At 67.9% G+C, this 21121-nt stretch carries 19 protein-coding genes and 1 tRNA gene; 14 read left to right on the top strand and 6 right to left on the bottom strand.

Going from position 1 to position 21121, the window contains the following annotated elements; genetic code table 11:
• Window positions 1–9: 9 nt before the first annotated feature.
• A complete protein-coding gene (locus AJAP_RS00255) occupies window positions 10–1269 on the bottom strand; it encodes a DUF3662 and FHA domain-containing protein (RefSeq protein ID WP_038507106.1) in 1260 nt (419 codons plus the stop codon).
• Window positions 1270–1399: 130 nt separating this feature from the next.
• Here AJAP_RS00255 and AJAP_RS00260 point away from each other — a divergent pair.
• Window positions 1400–1482, top strand: a tRNA-Leu gene (locus tag AJAP_RS00260).
• A gap of 228 nt (window positions 1483–1710) precedes the next feature.
• Here AJAP_RS00260 and AJAP_RS00265 read toward each other — a convergent pair.
• The gene (locus AJAP_RS00265) at window positions 1711–2085 is read right to left on the bottom strand and encodes an FKBP-type peptidyl-prolyl cis-trans isomerase (RefSeq protein WP_038522092.1); all 375 of its coding nucleotides are present in this window, start codon (window positions 2083–2085) and stop codon (window positions 1711–1713) included.
• A gap of 141 nt (window positions 2086–2226) precedes the next feature.
• Here AJAP_RS00265 and AJAP_RS00270 point away from each other — a divergent pair, with 141 nt between their 5' ends.
• The 5 genes from AJAP_RS00270 (at window position 2227) to AJAP_RS00290 (ending at window position 8992) form a co-directional block, all read left to right on the top strand.
• Window positions 2227–5463, top strand: a complete 3237-nt coding sequence (locus AJAP_RS00270) for a penicillin acylase family protein (RefSeq protein WP_228694825.1) — start codon at window positions 2227–2229, stop codon at window positions 5461–5463.
• Between the two features lie 49 nt (window positions 5464–5512).
• Window positions 5513–6241 carry a HEAT repeat domain-containing protein gene (locus AJAP_RS00275; protein ID WP_051972291.1) on the top strand — a complete coding sequence of 243 codons (729 nt, stop codon included), beginning with the start codon at window positions 5513–5515 and terminating at the stop codon, window positions 6239–6241.
• A gap of 46 nt (window positions 6242–6287) precedes the next feature.
• Complete coding sequence (locus AJAP_RS00280; protein WP_038522099.1) at window positions 6288–7328, top strand: trans-sulfuration enzyme family protein; 1041 nt, start codon at window positions 6288–6290, stop codon at window positions 7326–7328.
• Window positions 7329–7689: 361 nt separating this feature from the next.
• Window positions 7690–8394 (top strand): hypothetical protein, encoded by a 705-nt coding sequence (locus AJAP_RS00285; protein ID WP_228694826.1) that lies wholly within the window; start codon window positions 7690–7692, stop codon window positions 8392–8394.
• Window positions 8395–8398: 4 nt separating this feature from the next.
• The gene (locus tag AJAP_RS00290; RefSeq protein WP_051972292.1) at window positions 8399–8992 is read left to right on the top strand and encodes a class F sortase; all 594 of its coding nucleotides are present in this window, start codon (window positions 8399–8401) and stop codon (window positions 8990–8992) included.
• A gap of 72 nt (window positions 8993–9064) precedes the next feature.
• Here the strand turns inward: AJAP_RS00290 and AJAP_RS00295 are convergent, their stop codons facing one another.
• On the bottom strand, window positions 9065–10120 hold the full coding sequence (locus tag AJAP_RS00295; protein ID WP_038507109.1) for a patatin-like phospholipase family protein: 1056 nt from the start codon (window positions 10118–10120) through the stop codon (window positions 9065–9067).
• A 20-nt stretch (window positions 10121–10140) separates the two neighbouring features.
• A complete protein-coding gene (locus AJAP_RS00300; RefSeq protein WP_038507112.1) occupies window positions 10141–10884 on the bottom strand; it encodes a FadR/GntR family transcriptional regulator in 744 nt (247 codons plus the stop codon).
• Window positions 10885–10944: 60 nt separating this feature from the next.
• Between AJAP_RS00300 and AJAP_RS00305 the strand changes: the two genes are divergently transcribed.
• From AJAP_RS00305 to AJAP_RS00340, 8 genes are read left to right on the top strand one after another with little or no spacing between them, the layout of a single operon-like run.
• Window positions 10945–12435, top strand: coding sequence for an ABC transporter substrate-binding protein (locus AJAP_RS00305; RefSeq protein ID WP_038507114.1), 1491 nt, complete (start codon window positions 10945–10947; stop codon window positions 12433–12435).
• Entirely contained in the window at window positions 12432–13376 is a 945-nt protein-coding gene (locus AJAP_RS00310) for an ABC transporter permease (protein WP_038507117.1), read from the top strand. The genes AJAP_RS00305 and AJAP_RS00310 overlap by 4 nt, the downstream gene beginning before the upstream one ends.
• Window positions 13376–14188, top strand: coding sequence for an ABC transporter permease (locus AJAP_RS00315; protein ID WP_038507120.1), 813 nt, complete (start codon window positions 13376–13378; stop codon window positions 14186–14188). The genes AJAP_RS00310 and AJAP_RS00315 overlap by 1 nt, the downstream gene beginning before the upstream one ends.
• The gene (locus tag AJAP_RS00320; protein WP_038507123.1) at window positions 14185–14922 is read left to right on the top strand and encodes an ABC transporter ATP-binding protein; all 738 of its coding nucleotides are present in this window, start codon (window positions 14185–14187) and stop codon (window positions 14920–14922) included. The genes AJAP_RS00315 and AJAP_RS00320 overlap by 4 nt, the downstream gene beginning before the upstream one ends.
• A complete protein-coding gene (locus AJAP_RS00325) occupies window positions 14919–15689 on the top strand; it encodes an ABC transporter ATP-binding protein (protein WP_083649885.1) in 771 nt (256 codons plus the stop codon). Before AJAP_RS00320 ends, AJAP_RS00325 begins: the two co-directional genes overlap by 4 nt.
• Window positions 15682–17103, top strand: coding sequence for an aldehyde dehydrogenase family protein (locus tag AJAP_RS00330; RefSeq protein WP_038507125.1), 1422 nt, complete (start codon window positions 15682–15684; stop codon window positions 17101–17103). Before AJAP_RS00325 ends, AJAP_RS00330 begins: the two co-directional genes overlap by 8 nt.
• A complete protein-coding gene (locus tag AJAP_RS00335) occupies window positions 17100–17858 on the top strand; it encodes an SDR family NAD(P)-dependent oxidoreductase (protein ID WP_038507128.1) in 759 nt (252 codons plus the stop codon). The genes AJAP_RS00330 and AJAP_RS00335 overlap by 4 nt, the downstream gene beginning before the upstream one ends.
• A gap of 11 nt (window positions 17859–17869) precedes the next feature.
• On the top strand, window positions 17870–19249 hold the full coding sequence (locus tag AJAP_RS00340; protein WP_038507130.1) for an amidase: 1380 nt from the start codon (window positions 17870–17872) through the stop codon (window positions 19247–19249).
• Here the strand turns inward: AJAP_RS00340 and AJAP_RS00345 are convergent, their stop codons facing one another.
• A complete protein-coding gene (locus tag AJAP_RS00345; RefSeq protein ID WP_038507132.1) occupies window positions 19250–19924 on the bottom strand; it encodes a DUF4276 family protein in 675 nt (224 codons plus the stop codon).
• Window positions 19921–21042 (bottom strand): AAA family ATPase, encoded by a 1122-nt coding sequence (locus tag AJAP_RS00350; protein WP_038507135.1) that lies wholly within the window; start codon window positions 21040–21042, stop codon window positions 19921–19923. Before AJAP_RS00350 ends, AJAP_RS00345 begins: the two co-directional genes overlap by 4 nt.
• Window positions 21043–21121: the final 79 nt, after the last annotated feature.

Here is a 21121-nt window from a genome sequence, read left to right on the forward strand (position 1 = left end):
CGCCGCCGGTCAGCCCTGCGTACGGAACACGAGAGACGAGTGGCCCACGCGGATCACGTCGCCGTCGGCCAGCTGCCACGTCTGCACCGGGGTGCCGTTGACGGTCGTGCCGTTCGTCGAACCGATGTCCGCGAGCGTCGCGCTCTGGCCGTCCCAGGTGATCTCCAGGTGACGGCGCGAGACCCCGGTGTCCGGGAGCCGGAAGTCGGCGTCCTGGCCGCGGCCCACGACGTTCCCACCCTGCTTGAGCGAGTACGAACGGTTCGAGCCGTCGTCGAGCTGGAGGCTCGCGGTGAGCTGACGCCCGGCCGCCGGCTGGCCGCCGTAGCCGCCACCCTGCGCGTACGGGTCCGCGGCGGGCTGGCCGTACTGCTGCTGGCCACCGCCGTACTGGTCGTAGCCGCCGCCCTGCTGCTGGCCGCCGTACTGGTCGTACCCGGGCTGCTGGGCGGCGCCGCCGCCGTAGCCCTGGTCGTAGCCGCCTTGCTGCTGGCCGCCGTACTGGTCGTAGCCGGGCTGCTGGGCGCCGCCGTAACCCTGGTCGTACCCGGGCTGCTGCTGGCCGCCGTACTGGTCATAGCCGGGCTGCTGGGCGGCGCCGCCGCCGTAGCCCTGGTCGTAGCCGCCTTGCTGCTGGCCGCCGTACTGGTCGTAGCCGGGCTGCTGGGCGCCGCCGTAACCCTGGTCGTAGCCGCCCTGCTGCTGGCCGCCATAACCCTGGTCGTACCCGGGCTGCTGCTGGCCAGCCTGCTGTCCGTAGCCGTACTGGCCCTGCTGCTGGCCGTACGGGTCACCCTGGTCGTATTGGCCGTAGCCGGGGGGCTGGCTCATTGCTGGGTCTCCTGCGTTGCTGGGTCGTGCCGACCGTGACGAACCTTCGGCGCCGTGGGGCTTGACGTCGGGATCGACGGACGAACGGGTCTTGAACTGTCCAGTATGCAGCGCCTCGTTGCGCTCGAGCGAAACTACGACGTCACCATAGGTGTCCCATCCGTGCTCGGCGAGGTGTTCCTTGACCGCCTCCGCCAACACCGAGGTGACCCGACGCTCGTCTCCGGCCATGCGCTCGTGATCAGCCTGCCCCAACGACACGATGTAGTGATTGGGAGCGAGCTGTCGACCACCGGCCAGCTCACGAACGTTCTCCTCGCTCTCGCGCTCAAGCGCCACCGCCACTTCCTGCGTGACGACGTTGCCACCGAACATGCGCGCGAAGGTATTGCCCACAAGGTTCTCGAGCCGTCTGTCAAACCGTTCGACGCGGCCCACCGGGCAACCCTCCTCACACGTGTGCTTCCCCGTCGATCCTATCCGGGTACGGCCAGTCGGACACGGCCCCCGGTGAAACCCGTGAAATCCGCCTGCTACGCTTTGCGAGCTGTCAGAGAACGAAGCACTCGGGCGAGTGGCGGAATGGCAGACGCGCACGGTTCAGGTCCGTGTGTCCGAAAGGACGTGAGGGTTCAACTCCCTCCTCGCCCACTCTTAGTCAGAGGCCCCTTCGCTAGCGCGACGGGGCCTCTTTCGCGTTCGTCGTCGCTCGTCAGTCCCCGGGGGGCCGAGCCCCCGGACCCCCGCGGTGCGGTCGGCGGCGGTTGGCGGGGTGGTTGGGGTGGGGGCGAAGGGGACTTTCACCTCATTAGATGCAGCGAAAGGGCCCTTCACCTCATCGCACGAGGTGAAGGGCCCTTTCGGCTCGTCGGGTGTGGGTCAGTTCACGCCGATGAGGTCGACGACGAAGATCAAGGTCTCGTTCGGCTTGATGACGCCGCCGGCGCCGCGTTCGCCGTAGGCCAGATGCGGCGGGATGACCAGCTTGCGGCGGCCGCCGACCTTCATCCCGGCCACGCCCTGGTCCCAGCCGGGGATGACCTGACCGGCGCCGAGGCCGAAGCGCAGCGGTTCGCCGCGGTCCCACGAGGCGTCGAACTGGTCGCCGGTCGAGTGCGAGACGCCGACGTAGTGCACCGAGACGGTGTCGCCGGCCTTCGCCTCCTGGCCCTCGCCGACGGTGATGTCGGACTTCTCCAGGTCGGACGGCGCGGGGCCCTCCGGGCGGTCGATCTGGGGCTTCTGCAAAGACATGCCCATAAGCTACCTCCGCAGGTCCCGGGCCCGCAGGGCGAGTATTCCGCCGAACGGTGGCAAGAACGCGAATAGTCTTCACAAATTTGGATACTCGTGGGTAGTGTGCGCCTCGTCACTCTCCGACGACGGAGGTCTTTCATGCGACGAGGCATACGGGTCTTGACGACGCTGGCGGGGTTGACGCTGGTGGCGGGCACCGTTCCGGCACTGCAGGCGAACGCCGCGGAGGCGCCACGGAACTCGGTGGTGGCGGCCGCGCTCGACGACTACTGCGGCGGCCAGTGCGGTGACATCCTCCCGCCCGGCACCAAGGGGAACGCCACCCTCGCCGAGATCCTGGCGCACAAGGCGTTCGGCACCCGGCCCGCGCATTCGGCCGATCAGCTCGGCAAGTACGCCTCGCTCGCCGACGGCTACAAGACACTGACGACGGACAAGATCAACCAGTTCTTCAACGACGCGTCGTTCGGTGTTCCGTCCGGCCAGGTCGAGAGCACGATCAAACCGCGTTCGGACGTGACGATCACCCGCGACAAGGGGATCGGCGTGCCCCGGATCGTCGGCACGACGCGGCCGGGCACGATGTACGGCGCCGGATACGCCGCCGCGCAGGACCGCCTGTGGCTGATGGACATCATGCGCCGCGTCGGCCGCGGCCAGCTGACCTCGTACGCCGGTGGCGCGCAGGGCAACCGCGAACTCGAGCAGAGCTTCTTCGCCTCGGCGCCGTACACCGAGCAGGAGCTGCAGAAGCAGATCGACAACGCCGCGGCCAGTGGCCCGCGCGGCGCGCAGGGCAAGGCCGACGCCGAGGCCTACGTGCAGGGTGTCAACAAGTACATCTCCGACGCGCACAGCGGCCGCTACTTCCCCGGCGAGTACGTGCTCACCGGGCACGTCGACGCGATCACGAACGCCGGGACCATCGAGCCGTTCAAGCTCACCGACCTCGTCGTCCTCGCCGCCGTCGTCGGGGCGCAGTTCGGCGCCGGCGGTGGCGGCGAGGTGCAGAACGCCATCGCGAAGATGGCGATGCAGGAGAAGTACGGACTCGAACAAGGCGACAAGGTTTGGAAGAGCCTGCGGTCCGAGGACGACCCCGAGACCGTCAAGACTCTCCACAATGGACAGACGTTCGACTACGGCAAGGCGCCGTCGAACCCGCAGGGCGCGGCGATGCCGGACAAGGGTTCGGTCACCGGGCAGCAGCTGGTCTTCGACCCGACCGGTTCCGCCGGGACGGCGACGCCCGCCAAGGTGGACGTCCCGGCGCCCGAGGACCAGAAGGCCGTCCGCGGCATCTTCGACGACGGCGTCCTGCCGGGAAACCTGCTGTCGGAAAAGCACGGCATGTCCAACGCGCTGGTGGTGTCCGGCGCCAAGACCGCGAGCGGTCACCCGGTCGCCGTCTTCGGCCCTCAGGCCGGCTACTTCGCGCCGCAATTGCTGATGCTGCAGGAACTCCAGGGCCCTGGCATCAGTGCGCGCGGTGCCTCGTTCGCGGGCATCAGCATGTACGTGCTGCTCGGCCGCGGCAAGGACTACTCGTGGAGCGCGACCTCGGCGTCGCAGGACATCACCGACACCTACGCCGTCGAACTGTGCGAGCAGAACGGCTCCGCGCCGACGAAGAACTCCAACTTCTACCGGTTCCGCGGTCAGTGCCTGCCGTTCGAGATCGTCGAGCGCAAGAACGCGTGGAAGCCCACGATCGCCGACGGGACGGCCGAAGGTTCGTACACGCTGCGCAGCTTCCGCACCAAGTACGGGCCGGTGACGAGCCGGGCGCTGGTCGGCGGCAAACCGGTGGCGTACGCGTCGCTGCGGTCGACGTTCCAGCATGAGATCGACACGATCATCGGCTTCCAGAAGTTCAACGACCCGGACGCGATCAAATCCGCGCAGGACTTCCAGGCCGCGGCGGCCGACGTCAACCAGACCTACAACTGGTTCTACGCCGACTCGCGTGACGTCGCGTACTTCAACTCCGGCTCGAACCCCGTCCGCAATCCGAACGTCGACCCGGCCATGCCGGTGAAGGCGGACGCCGGATTCGACTGGCAGGGTTGGAACCCCGACGGCAACCTCGCGAACTACACGCCGTCTTCGCAGCACCCGCAGTCGATCAACCAGGACTACTACATCAGCTGGAACAACGCGCAGACCAACGGTTACGCGGCCAGCGGCGCGGACAAGAGTTCCGTGCACCGCGGCGATCTGATCGACGCGCGGGTGAAGAAGCTGGTCTCCAGCGGCACCAAGGTGACGCGGGTGAACCTCACGCAGGCCATGGAGGAGGCGGCGCTGGCCGATCTCCGCGCGGAGAAGGTGCTGCCGGAACTGTTCAAGGTGATCGACAAGGCACCGGTGACCGGCCCGGCCGCGGACGCGGTGGCGAAGCTCAAGACCTGGCTCGCCGCGGGCGGTCTGCGCTCGGAGACTTCGCCGGGCAGCAAGGCCTACGCCAACGCCGACGCGATCCGCATCATGGACGCCTGGTGGCCGCTGCTGGTGAACGCCCAGTTCAAACCCGGTATGGGTGACGCCGCCTACGGCGCCATGGTCGGCGTGCTGAAGATCAACGAATCGCCTTCCGGCTGGCAGAACGAGGTTCCCGGCAAGCACGTCGGCCAGGGGCACGCCGGTTCGTCGTACCAGTCCGGCTGGTGGGGCTACGTGCACAAGGACATCCGCTCGGTACTCGGGCAGAACGTGGCCGGCCCGCTCGCCGTGAAGTACTGCGGCGGCGGCGATGTCAACGCGTGCCGTCAGGTGCTGCTCGACTCGCTGACGCAGGCGGCCGCGCAGCCCGCGAACACCGTCTATCCCGGTGACGGCGACTGCGCCGCGGGCGACCAGTGGTGCGCCGACACGATCATCCACCGCGCGCTCGGCGGTATCACGCAGGACAAGATGAGCACGCAGAACCGGCCGACCTTCCAGCAGGTCGTGGAGTTCCCGGCGAAACGTGGCGACAACATCGCCAACCTCGCCACCGGCCGATCGGTGAGCGCGAGCAGCCACGAGACCGGCTGGTACGACTCGCCGCCGTCCAACGCGATAGACGTCGACCTGTCGACGCGCTGGGCCAGCGATTGGAGCGACAACCAGTCGATCACCGTGGATCTCGGTTCGGTGCAGCGCGTGTCCCGCGTCGTCCCGCAGTGGGAAGCTGCGTACGGGAAGGCGTACAAGGTGCAGGTCTCGTCCGACGGCATGAACTGGCGGGACGCGGCGTCCATAGTGGACGGAAACGGCGGAACGGACAACGTCGCCTTCGAGGCGGTGGACGGGCGCTACGTCCGGATGGCCGGTGTCCAGCGCGGGACGAAGTACGGCTACTCCCTCTACGAATTCGAGGTGTACGCCCACTAGCTCGTGGTGTCTGATGGGCCCCTGCTCGGACGTGAGGAAGGGGCCCATCATGCACGAGATCGAGCGACTCGTTCGTCGACTCGACGCGGATGGCGGCGGCGAGGCCGAAGACGCGCAGGCGGAGCTGACCCGTCTCGGCCGTGAGACCGACGTGATCGCGCCGCTTTTGCGAGCCCTGCCGACGCTGAACGGTTTCGGGCAGCTTTGCGCCATCGAGATCCTTCAAGAACTCGGCGACGCCCGCGCCGGGCAACCGCTGATCGAGCTGCTGACCAGCGAGCACGACACGGTCCGCGAGTGGTCCGCCCGCGCCTTGGCCCGGCTACGCGTCATCGACGCGGTACCCGCGCTCCGGCGCGCCTTTCAAGCGTGCAAGGACCGCGGCGACCCTCCTGACTGGTCGGCGCCGGGCAGCATTCGATTCGCTTTGACCGAGCTCGGTGCCCGGCATCCTGTCGTCCCGTCGCTGACCGCGAGCCTCCGTTTCACCACGGCCTACGGGCACGAGGCATGGCCCTCGGAACGACTGAGCCACGTCATCGACGACCTCGCCGCCCATGATCAGGTGACGCTCGACTTCCAGCTCTGGCGAGTCGAACGCGACGGCGGGATGTACTGGACAGAGGTCCAGTGGGGGGACGCAGACCTCGACTATTCCCACCCTTGGGCCGCTCTCGTCCAGCAAGCCCGCCGCCGGGCCGCGACCGCCGCCACGCGAGCCGCCCTCGGCGCGAACGTCGTCGCCACGATCGACTGGATCGACCGAAGCGACCTCTGAACCACGAGTGACCGGGCCGAGCGAGGGCACGGTTTACGGTGGCGGGGTGGACACGAACGACTGGTCACCCCGCACCCTCGCCGTCGCCGCCGGACGCCCGGAAGGGCCCGGCGAGCCGCTGAACGTGCCGATCGTCGCGGCGAGCACCTTCGACGCCGGCGCCGACCGCGCGTATTCGCGCCAGGACGGCACCCCGACCTGGGAGGCCCTCGAAGCCGCGATCGGCGCGCTCGAAGGCGGGCACGCCACGGCCTTCGCGTCCGGGATCGCGACGCTCAGCGCGGTCGTCGACACCCTGCCGGTCGGGGCGAAGGTCTGTGTCCCGACGTTCTCCTACGCGGGGTCGCGCGGGCTGCTCGCGCACGCGCACGGCACGGGCCGTCTGGTGGTGACCGAGATCGAGCCGGAGGACACGGCCGCCTGGGTCGCCGCCGCGGACGCGGACCTGCTCTGGCTCGAATCGCCGACCAACCCGACGCTCGACGTCATCGACATCGAGACGATCGCCGCCGCCGCGAACGGCCTGGTCGCGGTGGACAACACGTTCGCCACCCCGCTCGGTCAACGGCCGCTGGAGCTCGGCGCCGACATCGTCGTGCACAGCGCTACGAAACTCATCGGCGGCCACAGCGACCTTCTCCTCGGCCTCACCATCGCGGCCGACGAAAGCGTCGCGAAAGGTCTGCGCGACGCGCGCACGAGGCTGGGGGCGACGCCGGGAGCGCTCGAAGCGTGGCTGGCCCTGCGCGGGCTGCGCACCCTGCCGGTGCGGCTGGCCGAGCAGACCCGCACGGCGAAGCTGCTGGCGGCGCGGCTGCTCGACCACCCCGCGATCACCCGGGTGCGTTATCCCGGCTCCGGCACGATGATCGCGTTCGAACTCCCGGACGCCGAGACCGCGGACAAGGTCATCGGGTCGCTGCGGCTGATCCGCGCCGCCACCAGCCTCGGCGGGGTGGAGAGCCTGGTCGAGCGGCGGGCCTGGATGGCGGGCGACGCCCACGTGCCCGCGGGGCTCGTCCGGTTCAGCGTCGGGCTCGAAGATCCGGAGGATCTCTGGACGGATCTGGCCTCCGCGCTCGGCTAGCTTGGGCACGTGATTCCTGGTGTTCTGATCGTGACCTTCAAGTTGCCCGGCACCGGGATTCGCTCATGAACGGTCGGTATTTCACCGCGCACGACGGGCGGGAAAGAAGTACTTCCGCATAGCGACTTTCGGGCCGTCCGGGTGTTAACATTCCCTCGTCGCCGCGAGTTTTTCCCTTGGCTGAGCGACTTTCGGGCCCTTGTATCGGCCGAGACCACTCCCGCGTTACCCGTTTTCACGGTGGCTTTTGTCACCGTCTATTCGCTACGTCCGGCCGCGGTTTTCGGCCAGGATCGCGCTATCACCCATACGTGGGAATCTTCCCTGGGTGGTCGCATGGTGGGGGTCACCGTGCGTTGCGATGCTTTTCCACTGGGAGATCACTTTGAAGAAGACGTTGGGCCGCCTCGCGGGTGCGGTGCTGGCCGGCGCCGTCATCTCGCTGGCCGTGACGCCGGTCGCGATGGCGCAGACCGAAACGACGACCACGCCTCCCGCGCCGACGAGCGAGACGCCCACCACGGCGCCCTCGCCCTCGTGGTCCGGCGGCCAGGTCAGCAACCCGCCCTCGTGGTCGGGCGGCAAGGTCACGACGGCCCCGCCGTCCTCCTCCGAGACCGGCACGCCGACCTCGACCAGCGGCACGCCCACCTCCGGCAAGCCGTCGACCTCCACGTCGGAGAAGCCGACCACCACCACTCCGCCGAAGCCGGAGCTGAACGTCGGCGCCGGCTACGTCGAGGGCAACGAGGGCGCGCTGGCGATCCTGTGCGGTTCGGAGCCCGCGGACGTCACCGCGCCGGACTTCACCATCGTCGACTCGTTCCAGGACGGTGGCGACGCCTACCTGTGGATCTACATCGTCGAGGCCAAGCCCGGTTTCAAGGGCACGTCGAGCACCTTCACCTGGACCTGCGACGGCAAGCCGGGCAAGGGTGACATCGAGATCGAGACGGTCGGCGGCGGCTCGACCGCGCCGGGCACCAAGCCGGAGCAGCCGAAGAAGCAGGTCAAGCTGAAGCCGAAGGGCGGCATCGAGACCGGTTTCGGCGCCACCGCGGCCTGATCCGATGAAGCTCCTGACGCAGGGCGGCCGCGTGGTCGCGGCCGCCCTTGTGCTTTCCCTCGCGCTGACGGGATGCGGCACCGACGAACCCGCCGCGCCCGCCGCGGCGCCGTCGGAATCGGCTCCGCCGGTGGTCAAGCCGTACAACGGGACCCGTCCGACGAACGTGAAGATCCCCAAGATCGGCGCGGAGTCGAGTCTGGTCACCGTCGCGGTCGGCAAGGACGGCAAGATGTCCGTCCCGTCGGCGAAGAACCCGATGCAGGCCGCGTGGTACCGGCTTTCGCCGGTGCCCGGCGACGTCGGCCCGTCGATCCTGCTCGGCCACGTCGACGGCAACAAGCAGCCGGGCATCTTCTACAAGCTCAAGGACGTCAACCCGGGTGACGAGGTGCTCGTCGAGCGCAGCGACGGCAAGAACCTGAAGTTCGTGGTCGAGAAGAAGGACCAGGTGCCCAAGGACCAGTTCCCCGAGGAAGCGGTCTACGGCAACACGGACAAGCCGCAGCTGCGGCTGATCACCTGTGGCGGTGTCTTCGACAAGGAAGAGCACAGCTACCAGGACAACATCATCGTTTACGCGAACCTGGTCGCCTGACGAGCGCCATGAAAGGTCCTTTCCTTGCGAAATTTGCGAGGAAAGGACCTTTCCTTGCATTCGGGGACGCGCTCAGCCCACCCCGGCGGCAGGGAACGGGAACCCGCCCGGAGCCGTCGCCTCGGTGTCGACCCACTTCCGCATCCCCGCGTCACAGGCCGCGTAGCCCCAGTTGATCAACCGCTCCTGCAGCACTTCCGGCAGTTTCGTCAGGCGCGTCGGGGTTTCCGCCAGCACGTGGGTGCGCTCGGCGGGCGCCGCGAGCGAATCTTCGAGCTGGAAGTTCGCGAGATCGACGTAAGACCCCCAGTAGGCGCCGGTGAAATCCTTCTCCACATAGGACTTCAGCAACGCGCCGCGCCGCAGTTCGCGCACCTGGTTGTCGATCACGTCGAGGACGCGCAGCAGTTGCCGTCCCCAGTCGCGTTTGACGTTGCGCGTGACCTTCATCCGCTTGCCCGCGTCGCTCACCAGCACCGTCGCGTGGCCCTCGACCGGGTCCAGGCCGAGGTTGTCGTAGACACCGGCGTCGCTCAGCACGATCTTGCGTTTCCGCTCGGCGGAATGCGGATCCTGGATCACCACGGGCGAGAGCATCGGCGGGAACGCCGAAGACGCGGCCACCGCGGTCGCGAGCGGGATGTTCCCGTGCGGGCCGTTCTGCCGGAAGAACCACCACAGCGCGCCGTCCTGGAGGTTCGTCGCGGTGAAGACGAACTGCGGCCCCGTCGGGTCGATGTCCTTCAGGCAGCAGTCGCCGAACAGGTGTTTCGCGTACACCCGCGCGAGCTCCTCGCCGGCACTCCGCCAGGGCACGGCCATGGCGAGCAGGGTGACCGGGATGTCGAGCCGTTTGCGGGCCAGGTTCCGGATCGGCGCGACGACCTTGTCGGAGAAGTTGTCCGCGACACCGTTCTCGAACTTCAGGTCCGCCCAAGCGTGCGCGAGCACGCCTGCCGCGATCGAGCCGCCCGAAACGCTGGAGAACGTCGAGATCTTCGACAGCCAGCCGAGTTCGTTGAGCCGCCACAGGGCCCCGGTGTGGAACAACATCGCGCGGTAGCCGCCGCCGGACAACGCGAGACCGACGCCTTGCCGGGTGGTCGAAGCTTTGTTGGTATCCCCCACCTGAGTGAGTGTAGGGGTGGTCAGGCGAGTAGTGGCTGCAAGAGACGTCGTTGCTCTTCGGGGACGTACTCGGCGTAGTTGTCGTAGAGCGCTTGCTTCGCCAGCCGCGAAGCGCGTTCGCCGTCGGAATCCCGGATCGCGCCGAGCACTTCTTCGTGATGCGTCAGCCAGCTGCGCATCAACGCCGTCCGGTCGTCGGCGTGCTCCAGTTTGTCCTCGATGAGTTCCAGTACGACGCCGCGGACGACCTCCCCGCTGATCACCAGCAGCGGATTCCCCGTCGCGCGGGCGATGGCCTCGTGGAACGCGACGTCCGCATGGGAGAACTCCGCGAATCCCTCCGAGACGCCCGCGCGCATCGCCTCCAGCGCGGCGTCCAGTTCGGCGAGATGGTCCTCCGTCCTGAGCTGCGCGGCGAGCAGATGTGCGGAACCGTCGAGCACCATGCGGAACTGCAGGAGTTCGGACAACCCGAGATGGTCGGCCCGCGCGAGCCGGTGCATCGACCGGTGCAACGCGGCGGGGGAGGCGGCCAGAACCTCGGGCCCGCGCGGATCGCCTGGCCGCGAGCGGATCATTTCCGCTGCTTGCAGTACACGCAGCGCCTCGCGCACGGTCGAGCGGCCGACGTCGAACTGGACCATCAGCTCGCGTTCGCTCGGCAACCGGTCGCCCGGTTTGATCCGGCCGCTGAACACGGCTTCCTCGATCTGTTCGACGACACGCTGGTACGCGCGGACAGGGGCGACCGGCTCGAATTCCATCTTGACCCTGCCGTCTCGTCTGGTTTACTGGTCAGACCAGTCTACCGGTCAGGGGGCAGGATGAAAGCCCGGATTCACGCGGCAGTGGTGGCGTTGCTGCTGGTGGCGTCCGGCTGCTCCGCCGGCTCGAGTGCCACCGTGGCCAAGGATCCAGGCACGCTCGCCATCGGTTACACCGCCGAACCCGCGAACTTCGACTTCACCCGTACGGACGGCGCCGCCATCCCGCAGGCCTTGCTCTACAACGTCTACGAGGGCCTGGTGAAGCTCGACGCGAACGCGAAGATCGTGCCGCTGCTGGCCGAATCGTGGACGATTTCGGAAGACCGCAAGACCTACGACTTCAAGCTTCGGAAGAACGCGAAGTTCAGCAACGGGGCGCCGTTCACCGCCGAGGACGTCAAGTTCTCGCTGATGCGCGTGAAGACGGACTGGACCGTGTCGATCAAGTCCACAATGGACGTCGTCGACCGGGTCGACGTGGTGGCGCCGGATCACGCGCGGGTCGTGCTCACGAAACCCAGCAACGGCTGGCTGTTCAGCCTCACCAGCCGCCTCGGTGCGATGTTCAGCCCGACCGGGGTCGCGGATCTGGCGAACAAACCGGTCGGCACCGGGCCGTACACGGTGTCCTCGCGACGTCGTGGCGACTCCATCGTCCTCAAGCAGAATCCCGCGTACTGGGGCACGAAACCGGCCTACTCCACCGTGGTCCTCAAGTACATCAAGGATCCGACGGCGCTCAACAACGCCTTGCTCAGCAACGGGATCGACGTCATCTCCGCGATCACCGTGCCGGATTCGATCCCGCAGTTCCAGAGCGACGACCGGTTCACCGTCGTCGAAGGCACGACCAACAGCGAGGTCACGCTCGCGTTCAACAACGCGCGCCCGCCGCTGAACGACGTCCGGGTGCGAAAAGCTTTGTCGTACGCGATCGACCGGAAAGCGTTGCTGGACACGGCGTGGGCCGGTCGCGGCACGCTCATCGGCAGTATGGTTCCGCCGACCGACCCTTGGTACGAAGACCTGTCGAACGCGTATCCGTTCGATCCCGCCAAGGCGAAAGCTCTGCTCGCGGAAGCGGGACAACCGAATCCTTCATTACGGCTGCGGATCCCGAATCTGCCGTACGCGGTTTCGGCCGCGCAGGTGGTGTCGTCGCAACTGGCGGACGTCGGGGTCACGGTGACGATCGAGCCGCTGGACTTCCCGTCGGTGTGGCTCAAGCAGGTCTTCACCGACCACGACTACGACCTGTCGATCATCCAGCACGTCGAGGCGCGCGACATCGTCACCTTCGGCAGGCCGAAGTACTACTGGGGTTACGACGGCAAGCTCGTCCAGCAGAACCTGGCGAAGGCCGACGCCGGAACGCCTCAGGAGCAGATCGACGCGATGAGGCAGGTCGCGCGGAGGCTGTCCGAAGACGCCGCCGCGGACTGGCTCTTCCTGTTCCCCAACGTGATCGTGGCGAAGAACAAGGTGACCGGGTTCGTCCGCAACCAGGTCAGCGAGTCCTTCGATCTCACGGGATTGGCGCCGCGATGACGGTCAAGATCGTGCGCCGGGTGGCGATCCTGGTGGCCAGTGTGCTGGTCGCGTCCATCGTGGTGTTCCTGTTCATGGCCGTGCTGCCGGGCGATCCGGCGCAGGTCGCGCTCGGCGTCAACGCGACCCCGGAACTGGTCGCGAAGACCCGCGCCGAATTCGGCATCGACAGGCCGCTCGTGACGCAGTACTTCGACTGGATCGGCGGTGTCCTGCAAGGCGACTTCGGCCGCTCGTACGTTACGCGCGAGGAGATCGGCCCGGCGCTGACCGACCGCCTCGGCGTCACGTTGTGGCTGGTCGGGGCCGGAATGCTGGTGGCGTTGCTGATCGCCGTCCCGGCCGGGACGTTCGCCGCGGTACGGCACCGGAAGGCGGACGGCACGGCGGTTTCCGGGCTGTCGCAGATCGGCGTCGCGATCCCCGCGTTCCTCGCCGGCATCATCCTGGTGCAGATCTTCGCGGTGCAGTTGCGCTGGCTGCCCTCCGGCGGCTGGACACCACCGGTGCAGGACCCCGGCGAATTCCTCCGCGGTCTCGTCCTGCCCGCGTTGTCCTTGGGGCTGGTGCAAGGCGCGGTGCTCACCCGCTACGTCCGGTCGGCCGTGCTCGACACGCTCGGCCAGGACTACCTGCGCACGGCGCGCTCCAAGGGGCTGCGGCCGTTCCAAGCCTTGTTCCGCCACGGTCTGCGCAACGCCGCCGTGCCGGTGGTGACGGTGCTCGGGCTGCAGCTTTCGACGCTGCTGATCGGCGCAGTCGTCGTCGAGCGCGTGTTCGTCCTGCCGGGGCTGGGCAGCATGCTGCTCGACTCGGTGGCGTCGCGGGATCTGTTGTCCGTGCAGGGGATCGTGCTGGTCCTGGTGGTCGGCGTACTGCTGGTGAACTTCGTGGTCGACGTCCTGTACACGGTGCTCGACCCGAGATTGCGGGGTTCCTGATGCGTAACCGCAGTCTCGTCGTCGGCGGTGTCCTGGTCGCGCTGATCGTGCTCGCCGCGCTGCTTTCGTTCGTGTGGACGCCGTTCGACCCGGTGAAGGTCGACGCGGCCAACCGGCTGCACGATTTCAGCGGCTCGAATCCGCTCGGTACCGACAGTTTCGGCCGCGACGTGCTCAGCCAGATCATGGTCGGCGCGCGGACGACGCTGTACGTCGGCGTGGTCGCGGTCGGGATCGCCGCGGTGATCGGGACGCCGCTCGGGATCCTCGCCGGGATGTCGTCGCGGTGGCTCGGCGAATTCGTCATGCGGGTCAACGATCTCGTGCTCGCGTTCCCCGCGTTGCTACTGGCGATCATGTTCGGCGCGGTGTTCGGGGCGGACACTTTGACCGCCATGGTGGCGATCGGTATCGCGACCATCCCGTCGTTCGCGCGGATCGCGCGTTCGGGCACGCTGCAGGTGATGAGCAGCGAGTTCGTGCTGGCCGCGCGGTCGGCGGGCCGGTCGCGGCTGAACATCGCGGCGCGGCATGTGCTGCCGAACATCTCCGGGCTGCTGATCGTGCAGGCGTCGGTGTCGTTCGCGATCGCCGTGCTCGCGGAAGCGGCGTTGTCGTTCCTCGGCTTCGGCACGCGGCCGCCGACCCCGTCGTGGGGCCGCATGCTGCAGGAATCCCAGGTGTTCCTGACCCTGCATCCGCGGCTCGCGCTCGTGCCCGGTGTCGCGATCGCCATCGCCGTCCTCGGGTTCAACCTGCTCGGTGACGGCCTGCGCGATCGTCTCGATCCCCGATTGGCGGCGCGGCTATGACCCTCGAAGTCCATGGTCTCGGCATTTCCGGGCTGGTCCGCGACGTCTCGTTCGGCATCGCTCGCGGTGAGCGGGTCGGGCTGATCGGCGAGTCCGGTTCCGGGAAGTCGTTGACGGCGTTGTCGATCATGGGGCTGCTGCCCGAAGAGCTCGCCGCCTCCGGATCGGTGAAACTCGACGGCCGCGAGCTGCTCGGCGCGCCGGAGAAGGAGCTGTCGCGGTTGCGCGGCAACGAGATGTCGATGGTGTTCCAGGAGCCGATGACCGCGTTGAACCCGGCGATGCGGGTCGGCGCGCAGGTGGCCGAGCCGATGCGGATCCATCGCAAGGGCGGGAGGGATCCCGAGGCTTTGCTGGCGTCCGTCGGACTGCCCGGGGTCGCTCGTGCCTACCCGCATCAACTGTCCGGCGGGCAGCGGCAACGCGTCGTCCTCGCGATCGCGCTGGCCAACGACCCGAAGCTGCTCATCTGCGACGAGCCGACGACCGCGCTGGACGTCACCGTGCAGGCGCAGATCCTGGAACTGATCCTCGACGGGGTTCGGGAGCGGGAGAGCGCGCTGCTGTTCATCACGCACGACCTCGCCGTCGTGGCGTCGGTGTGCGAGCGGGTGCTGGTGATGCTGGACGGCGAGATCGTCGAAGCCGGTACCACCCGCGACGTCCTCACCGCGCCACAGCACGAGTACACGAAGAAGCTGTTGGCCGCTTCGGATCTGGAGGCGAGCCGATGATGATCTCAGTGCGGGATCTCGAACGTCGGTACACCAGGCGTGATGTCCACGCTTTGCGCGGAGTGTCGTTCGACGTCGAGGCCGGTCAACGCTTCGGGATCGTCGGCGAATCCGGTTCGGGAAAGTCCACTTTGGTCAGATTGCTGGCCGCGCTCGACAAGCCGACGGCGGGCAGCGTCTCGTTCCAGGGCAAGCGCGTGGACACCCTGCCGGAACGCAAACTCGGCTTCCTGCGGTCGGAACTGCAGATCGTCTTCCAAGATCCGATGGGTTCGCTCGATCCGCGGATGCGGGTCCGCGACATCATCTCCGAACCATTGGGCCGGAGGGATCCCGCGCGGGTCTCGGAGCTGCTGAAGGCCGTCGGGCTGCCTTCGGATGCGGCGGGACGGTATCCGCACCAGTTCTCCGGCGGGCAACGTCAGCGCATCTCGATCGCGCGGGCGCTCGCGCCGAATCCGAGCGTCCTCATCGCGGACGAGCCGGTGAGCGCGCTCGACGTCTCGGTGCGCAAGCAGATCCTCGACCTGCTCGCGTCGCTGGTCGAGCTGTATTCGCTGACGCTGATCTTCGTCTCGCACGATCTCGGCGTGGTGCGGCACGTCTGCGACCGGGTCGCGGTGATGCGGCGCGGGGAGATCGTCGAGATCGGCGACGTCGACCAGGTCTACGACGCGCCGGAACACGAGTACACCAGGGAACTGCTGGCGGCCGCGCCGAATCTGCGGGCCGAACTGGCTCGGTTGAGGGGAGGGGACGATGGCTGAATACCCGGAGGGACTGCCGATCGGTGACGGTTGGGTGTCCACTGTGGACAATTTTCCGGTGAACTTCCCGTTCGACGGGAGTGAGATCGGCCGGGCACCGGTCGGGACGCCGGAGCTGGCCACGCGGGCGATCGACGAGGCGGTCGCGGTGTTCAAGCAGGTCGCGGCCCTGCCGTCGCGGACCCGGCGTTCACTTCTCAGCGACGTCGCCGCCGCTTTGGCGGCCCGGCGCTCCGACTTCGAGCAGCTTCTGGTGCTGGAGACCGGAAAACCGCTGGTCGATTGCCGCGTCGAGGTCGCCCGCACGATCGTCACCTGGCAGGCCGCCGCCGAGGAGGTCTCGCGGCTGCATGGCGAGACCGTTCCGCTCGACCTGCTGCCGTCCGGTGACGGGCTGGTCGGGTTCTGGAAACGCAAGCCGATCGGCGTGGTGGTCGGCATCGCCGGGTTCAACTATCCGCTGCTCCTGGCGTCGCACAAGATCGCGCCCGCCATCGCCGCGGGCTGCCCGGTGGTGGTGAAACCCGCGCCGCAGACGCCGCTGGCGACGTTGTGGCTCGTGCATCTGGTGCGCTCGCTGACCGACCTGCGCGAGATGGTCCAGCTGGTCACCGGCGACGCGGCCGTCGGCTCGGCGCTGGTCACGGATCGGCGGGTCGGCGCGGTGTCGTTCACCGGATCCGCGCTGGTCGGGCACCGGATCGCGCGCGACGCCGCGCCCACGAAGACGTTGCTGGAGCTGGGTTCCAACGCGGCACTGGTGGTCGCGGAGGACGCGGACCTCGACGCGGCCGCGGACGCCGTGCTGCGTGGCGGGTTCTACGCGTCCGGGCAGGCCTGCATTTCGGTGCAGCGAGTGCTGGTCGTGGACGCCGTCGCCGAGGAATTCACCGAACGGGTGCTGGCGCGGCTCGGCGAGGTCGTCACCGGTGATCCCCGCGACGAGAAGACGCGGGTTTCGGCGCTGATCGACCCAGGCTCGACGCGGCGCGTTCAGGAGTGGGTCGACAAAGCGACTTCGGCCGGTGCGCGGCTGGTCGGAGGCGGTGTCGACGGCACGGTGATCCGGCCGACCGTGCTGCTCGACGTGCCCGACGGCCTCGAATGCTGGGACGAGGAGATCTTCGGTCCCGTGGTCTGCATCCGCACTGTGTCCTCTGTGGACGAAGCGTTCGATGCGGTCAACGCGTCGCGCTACGGGCTGCACGCCTCGGTGTTCAGCACGTCGTTGAAGACGGCGTTCCGCGCGCTCGACGAGCTCGAAGTCGGCGGCGTGGTGGTCAACGAGGTGCCCGGGTTCCGGTCCGACACCATGCCGTACGGCGGCGTGAAGGACTCCGGGATCGGGCGGGAAGGGCCGCGGTTCGCGGTCGAAGAACTGACCGTGACGAGAATGGCGGTGCTGCGCCCGTGACGTACGAAAACCTGTTCCGGCTCGACGGGAAGCGGGCCGTCGTCCTCGGCGGCGGTAGCGGGATCGGCCGCGAATCCGCGAAAGCACTGGCCGCGCACGGCGCCGAGGTGATCGTCGCGGACCGCGATGTCGCCGCGGCCAAGGAAACCGGCGTGGGCGAGGCGTACGAGGTCGACCTGCTCTCGGAGGGCGCGGCGGCGCGGGCGGCGGAGGAGCTCGGCGAGATCGACGTCGTCGTGCTGACCGCCGCGACCAACGTGCGCAAACGGCTGCTGGAGTACACGCGCGAGGAATTCGACCGGGTGATCGCGCTGAACCTCGGCGCGACCTTCGAGGTCGTCCGCGCGTTCGGCGCCGGGATGGTCGAGCGCGGGCGGGGGAGCATCGTCGGGTTCTCGTCGATCCGCGGCACCACCGTCGAACCAGGCCAAGGCCCGTACGCGGCGACGAAAGCCGGGCTGGTGCAGCTGTTCCGCACGGCCGCGGCGGAGTTCGGCCCGGCGGGGGTGCGGGTGAACGCGATCGCGCCCGGCGTCGTCGAAACCCCGCTGACCGCGCAGATCAAGGCGAATCCGGCCTGGTACGACGCGTACGCGACCAAGGGCGCGCTCGGCCGATGGGCGCGCCCGGACGAACTCGCGGGCGCCGTCGTGTACCTGGCGTCGGACGCGTCGTCGTTCGTCACCGGCTCCGTGCTGGCGGTGGACGGCGGCTGGACCGCGGTCGACGGCCGCTTCGAACCGCCCGCGACGTAAGGAGCCCTGCCGTGCCGGAGTTGCCCGATCTGACCGCCGTCGAACTGGTCGCCCAGTACCGCGCTGGGACGCTGTCGCCGGTCGAGGTCACCGAAGCGGTCCTCGCCCGCGTCGAGGCGCGCGAGCCTGAACTGCACGCGCTCTACGCGTACGACCCGAGCGGAGCACGCGAAGACGCGAAGGCGTCCGAAAGCCGTTGGCACGCGGGCGAACCACTCGGCCCGATCGACGGCGTTCCGTTGACGCTCAAGGAGAACATCGCGACGCGCGGCACCCCGGTCCCGCTCGGCACGGCCGCCACGTCGCTGACGCCCGCGCCCGAAGACGCCCCGGCGAGCGCTCGCGTGCGCGAGTCCGGTGGCGTTCTGCTGGGCAAGACGACCATGCCGGACTACGGGATGCTGACCTCCGGGCTGTCGAGCTTCCACACCGCGTCGCGAAATCCGTGGGACACCACGCGCACGCCCGGCGGCTCCAGCGCCGGTGCGGGTTCGGCGGCCGCCGCGGGCTACGGCCCGCTGCACGTCGGCACCGACATCGGCGGCTCGATCCGGCTGCCCGCCGGCTGGTGCGGTCTGGTCGGGCTGAAGCCGAGCTTCGGCCGGGTGCCGGTGGATCCGCCGTTCCTCGGCCGCGTCGCCGGGCCGATGACGCGGACCGTGGCGGACACCGCGCTGCTGATGAGCGTTCTGTCCGGTGTGGATGGTCGCGATCACCTCTCGCTGCCGGCGTCCTCTGTGGACTGGGCTTCGCTTTCGGCCGAGGTCAAGGGCCTGCGGATCGGGCTGCACCTCGACCCCGGCGTCGGGCTTCCCGTGCTGCCGGAGACGATCGCCGCCGTCACCGAAGCCGCCCGTGTCTTCGAGGCGGCCGGTGCCGTCGTCGAGCCGGTTTCGCCGTTCTTGCGCCGGGAGATGCTCGACGGGCTCGACACCTTCTGGCGCGTCCGGGCCTGGTCGGACATGTCGGCCCTGCCCGAAGACCGCCGCGCGAAGGTGCTGCCGTACATCGCCGACTGGGCCGCCGGCGGCGCCGACGTCAGCGGTGTCGACGCCTACCGCGGCTTCGCGCAGATCGACGCCATCGCCGTCGCGACCCTGCGCGCGACCGAGCGGTTCGACGTCGTCCTGTCCCCGACCTGCCCGGTCTCGGCCCCGCCCGCCGACTGGCCCTCGCCGACCAACGACCCGCGCCGCCCGTTCGAGCACATCGCGTTCACCGTGCCGTACAACATGTCCGGCCAGCCCGCCGTCTCGATCAACTGCGGCTACACGAGCGACGACCAGCCCATCGGCCTGCAAATCAGCGGCCGCCGCTTCGCGGACCTCGACGTCCTTCGCGCCGCTGCCGCCTACGAAACCCTTCGCCCCACTCCGCGCCCCTGGCCTTAACTAGTTCAGCCGGGTATCGAGATGAGTTAGCCAGGAGTCCAAGTGGGGACACTGTGAGCGGAGTCCGTCTATGCCCAGGTCCGCTATGGCCAGCGGCCCGTCGTTCGTCTTCGAGTAGCCCTTGCAGTAGCGAGCGAGGCGTTTCGAGGGGGAGGTGTCGATGCCGTCGTTCACCAACTCAGGACCGCCCGCGCCGTGTACGTCTTTCTGGAGCCGTTCCGCAAGGCCGGTGCCCGAGAACAGCCAGCCAATCTGCTCGGCGGCGGCGAAAACCCACGTCTCCAGTTCGTGCAGGACCAGGTGGGGAACGAACCGCGTATCGGAAATCGCCGTAGCCAAAGACTTCTCGACGTGTTCGACCCGCTCGTACGGGGAGGCTGAAGGCCTGTTCCTCATGCCGGGGCCATCAGCAGGAAAGCCGTAGTAGTCGAACAAGATGGTGAGTGTGTGGATGTCGCTGTTCCGCAGCAGAAGCCTGATCTCACGTTCCAGCTTGGCCCAGTTGCTCACGCCGCCCTGACTGGCAGGTCCTGTGGCGGGCCTCTTGGTCGTCACGATCGACTTCGTGATCGTCCAACCTCGGTCCTGCAGATACGGTTCCAGGACGTTGTTGACCACTGTTTCCTCGGTCTGTCCTTCCAGTAGCAGGTGCAGATGTCGATAATCGGGCGTCATCTGCGATTGCTTTCCTCTCGGACGGGACGTCCGCCGAGCAGGTTCTTCTCCCAGAGGTCGCCAAGTGAGTAGTCGGCGAGCCAGCCTTCCAAAGTGGAGAGATCCGGACGGGTGAAGTCGGAGGCACCCGCCTTGCGCTCGACCACTATCAGGTCGCCGACCTCGAACTGATTCATGAGCGTCACGGACTGGGTGGCGATGAGCACCTGGCTTCGCCGTGACGCTTGGCGCAGTAGATCGGCGAGCTGAATGATCGCGTAGGGATGGAGTCCGAGTTCGGGTTCGTCCAGCACAACAAGGCCCGGCAGTTCTGGCTGTAGCAGAAGTGTCGCCAGACAGAGGAAGCGCAGCGTCCCGTCCGACATCTGGTTGGCGGAGAAGACGGCATCCGAGTCTTTCTGTCGCCAACGTAAGAGGATCAGATCATTCGTGTCCGGCTTCAGGAAGAAATCTCGGAAGAACGGTGCCACGAGTTGAACCGCGCCGACTATCCGGCGATAGGCGGAAAGCTCGGCGGGGTCTTTGCTTCTCTGTAGGCGGTAGAGGTAGGCGGCAAGATTGCCGGCGTCTTTCCTGAGGTTTACGTCATCCGCGGTGGGGACGAGGCGTTTGACCGGTGCGTCGGCACTGGTGTCGTGGAAGTGATAGACCTTGCAGCCCTGGAGAAGGTCGACAAAGCGGGAGGCGATCCCTTCCGGGTTCCGGCTGACCTCGTCAGGTAGCCGTGTTTCGCGATGTCCCTTCCCGATCGACTCGGCGGAAGGTTGGCTACTCGCCGTTGGACCAGCGCGCATGATCTCTGTCTCGAAGACCAGTTCATCACGGGTAGCCGGGACCAGAGTGGCCTCGTAGGAGCTGGATTCGGCTTGCAGCTCGAGGTGTATCCGGGATGGCGAGCCGCCGACGTTGAGCAGCGCTGAAGCCCCGCCGTTGAGCCCGACGAACAACCCCAGCTCACTCTCGACGATGCGGCCGAGCAGCTCGAGTGCGTGGACGAAGTTGCTCTTGCCCGCGCCGTTCGCGCCGATGAGCACGTTCATCGCGCCCAGTTCGACGCGCGCCGAACGGATCGAGGTAAAACCTTCGATCTGGATCGACGTCAGCCGCTGTTGGGTCATAGGTACAGCTTAGGCAATCGTCTGGAAAAGATGACGATTCGCCGGTTCGTGCAAGTCGCGGCAGGGCCTGCTTCGCCTA

Origin of the sequence: Amycolatopsis japonica (assembly GCF_000732925.1) — a bacterium.
Classification (GTDB): domain Bacteria; phylum Actinomycetota; class Actinomycetes; order Mycobacteriales; family Pseudonocardiaceae; genus Amycolatopsis; species Amycolatopsis japonica.

Bases quoted from the DNA above. Each gene is read 5' to 3' on its own strand.
- AJAP_RS00265 (WP_038522092.1), bottom strand. From the start codon at position 2,085: ATGTCTTTGCAGAAGCCCCAGATCGACCGCCCGGAGGGCCCCGCGCCG.
- AJAP_RS00270 (WP_228694825.1), top strand. From the start codon at position 2,227: ATGCGACGAGGCATACGGGTCTTGACGACGCTGGCGGGGTTGACGCTG.
- AJAP_RS00275 (WP_051972291.1), top strand. From the start codon at position 5,513: ATGCACGAGATCGAGCGACTCGTTCGTCGACTCGACGCGGATGGCGGC.
- AJAP_RS00285 (WP_228694826.1), top strand. From the start codon at position 7,690: ATGCTTTTCCACTGGGAGATCACTTTGAAGAAGACGTTGGGCCGCCTC.
- AJAP_RS00290 (WP_051972292.1), top strand. From the start codon at position 8,399: ATGAAGCTCCTGACGCAGGGCGGCCGCGTGGTCGCGGCCGCCCTTGTG.
- AJAP_RS00300 (WP_038507112.1), bottom strand. From the start codon at position 10,884: ATGGAATTCGAGCCGGTCGCCCCTGTCCGCGCGTACCAGCGTGTCGTC.
- AJAP_RS00305 (WP_038507114.1), top strand. From the start codon at position 10,945: ATGAAAGCCCGGATTCACGCGGCAGTGGTGGCGTTGCTGCTGGTGGCG.
- AJAP_RS00310 (WP_038507117.1), top strand. From the start codon at position 12,432: ATGACGGTCAAGATCGTGCGCCGGGTGGCGATCCTGGTGGCCAGTGTG.
- AJAP_RS00315 (WP_038507120.1), top strand. From the start codon at position 13,376: ATGCGTAACCGCAGTCTCGTCGTCGGCGGTGTCCTGGTCGCGCTGATC.
- AJAP_RS00320 (WP_038507123.1), top strand. From the start codon at position 14,185: ATGACCCTCGAAGTCCATGGTCTCGGCATTTCCGGGCTGGTCCGCGAC.
- AJAP_RS00325 (WP_083649885.1), top strand. From the start codon at position 14,919: ATGATGATCTCAGTGCGGGATCTCGAACGTCGGTACACCAGGCGTGAT.
- AJAP_RS00330 (WP_038507125.1), top strand. From the start codon at position 15,682: ATGGCTGAATACCCGGAGGGACTGCCGATCGGTGACGGTTGGGTGTCC.
- AJAP_RS00345 (WP_038507132.1), bottom strand. From the start codon at position 19,924: ATGACGCCCGATTATCGACATCTGCACCTGCTACTGGAAGGACAGACC.
- AJAP_RS00350 (WP_038507135.1), bottom strand. From the start codon at position 21,042: ATGACCCAACAGCGGCTGACGTCGATCCAGATCGAAGGTTTTACCTCG.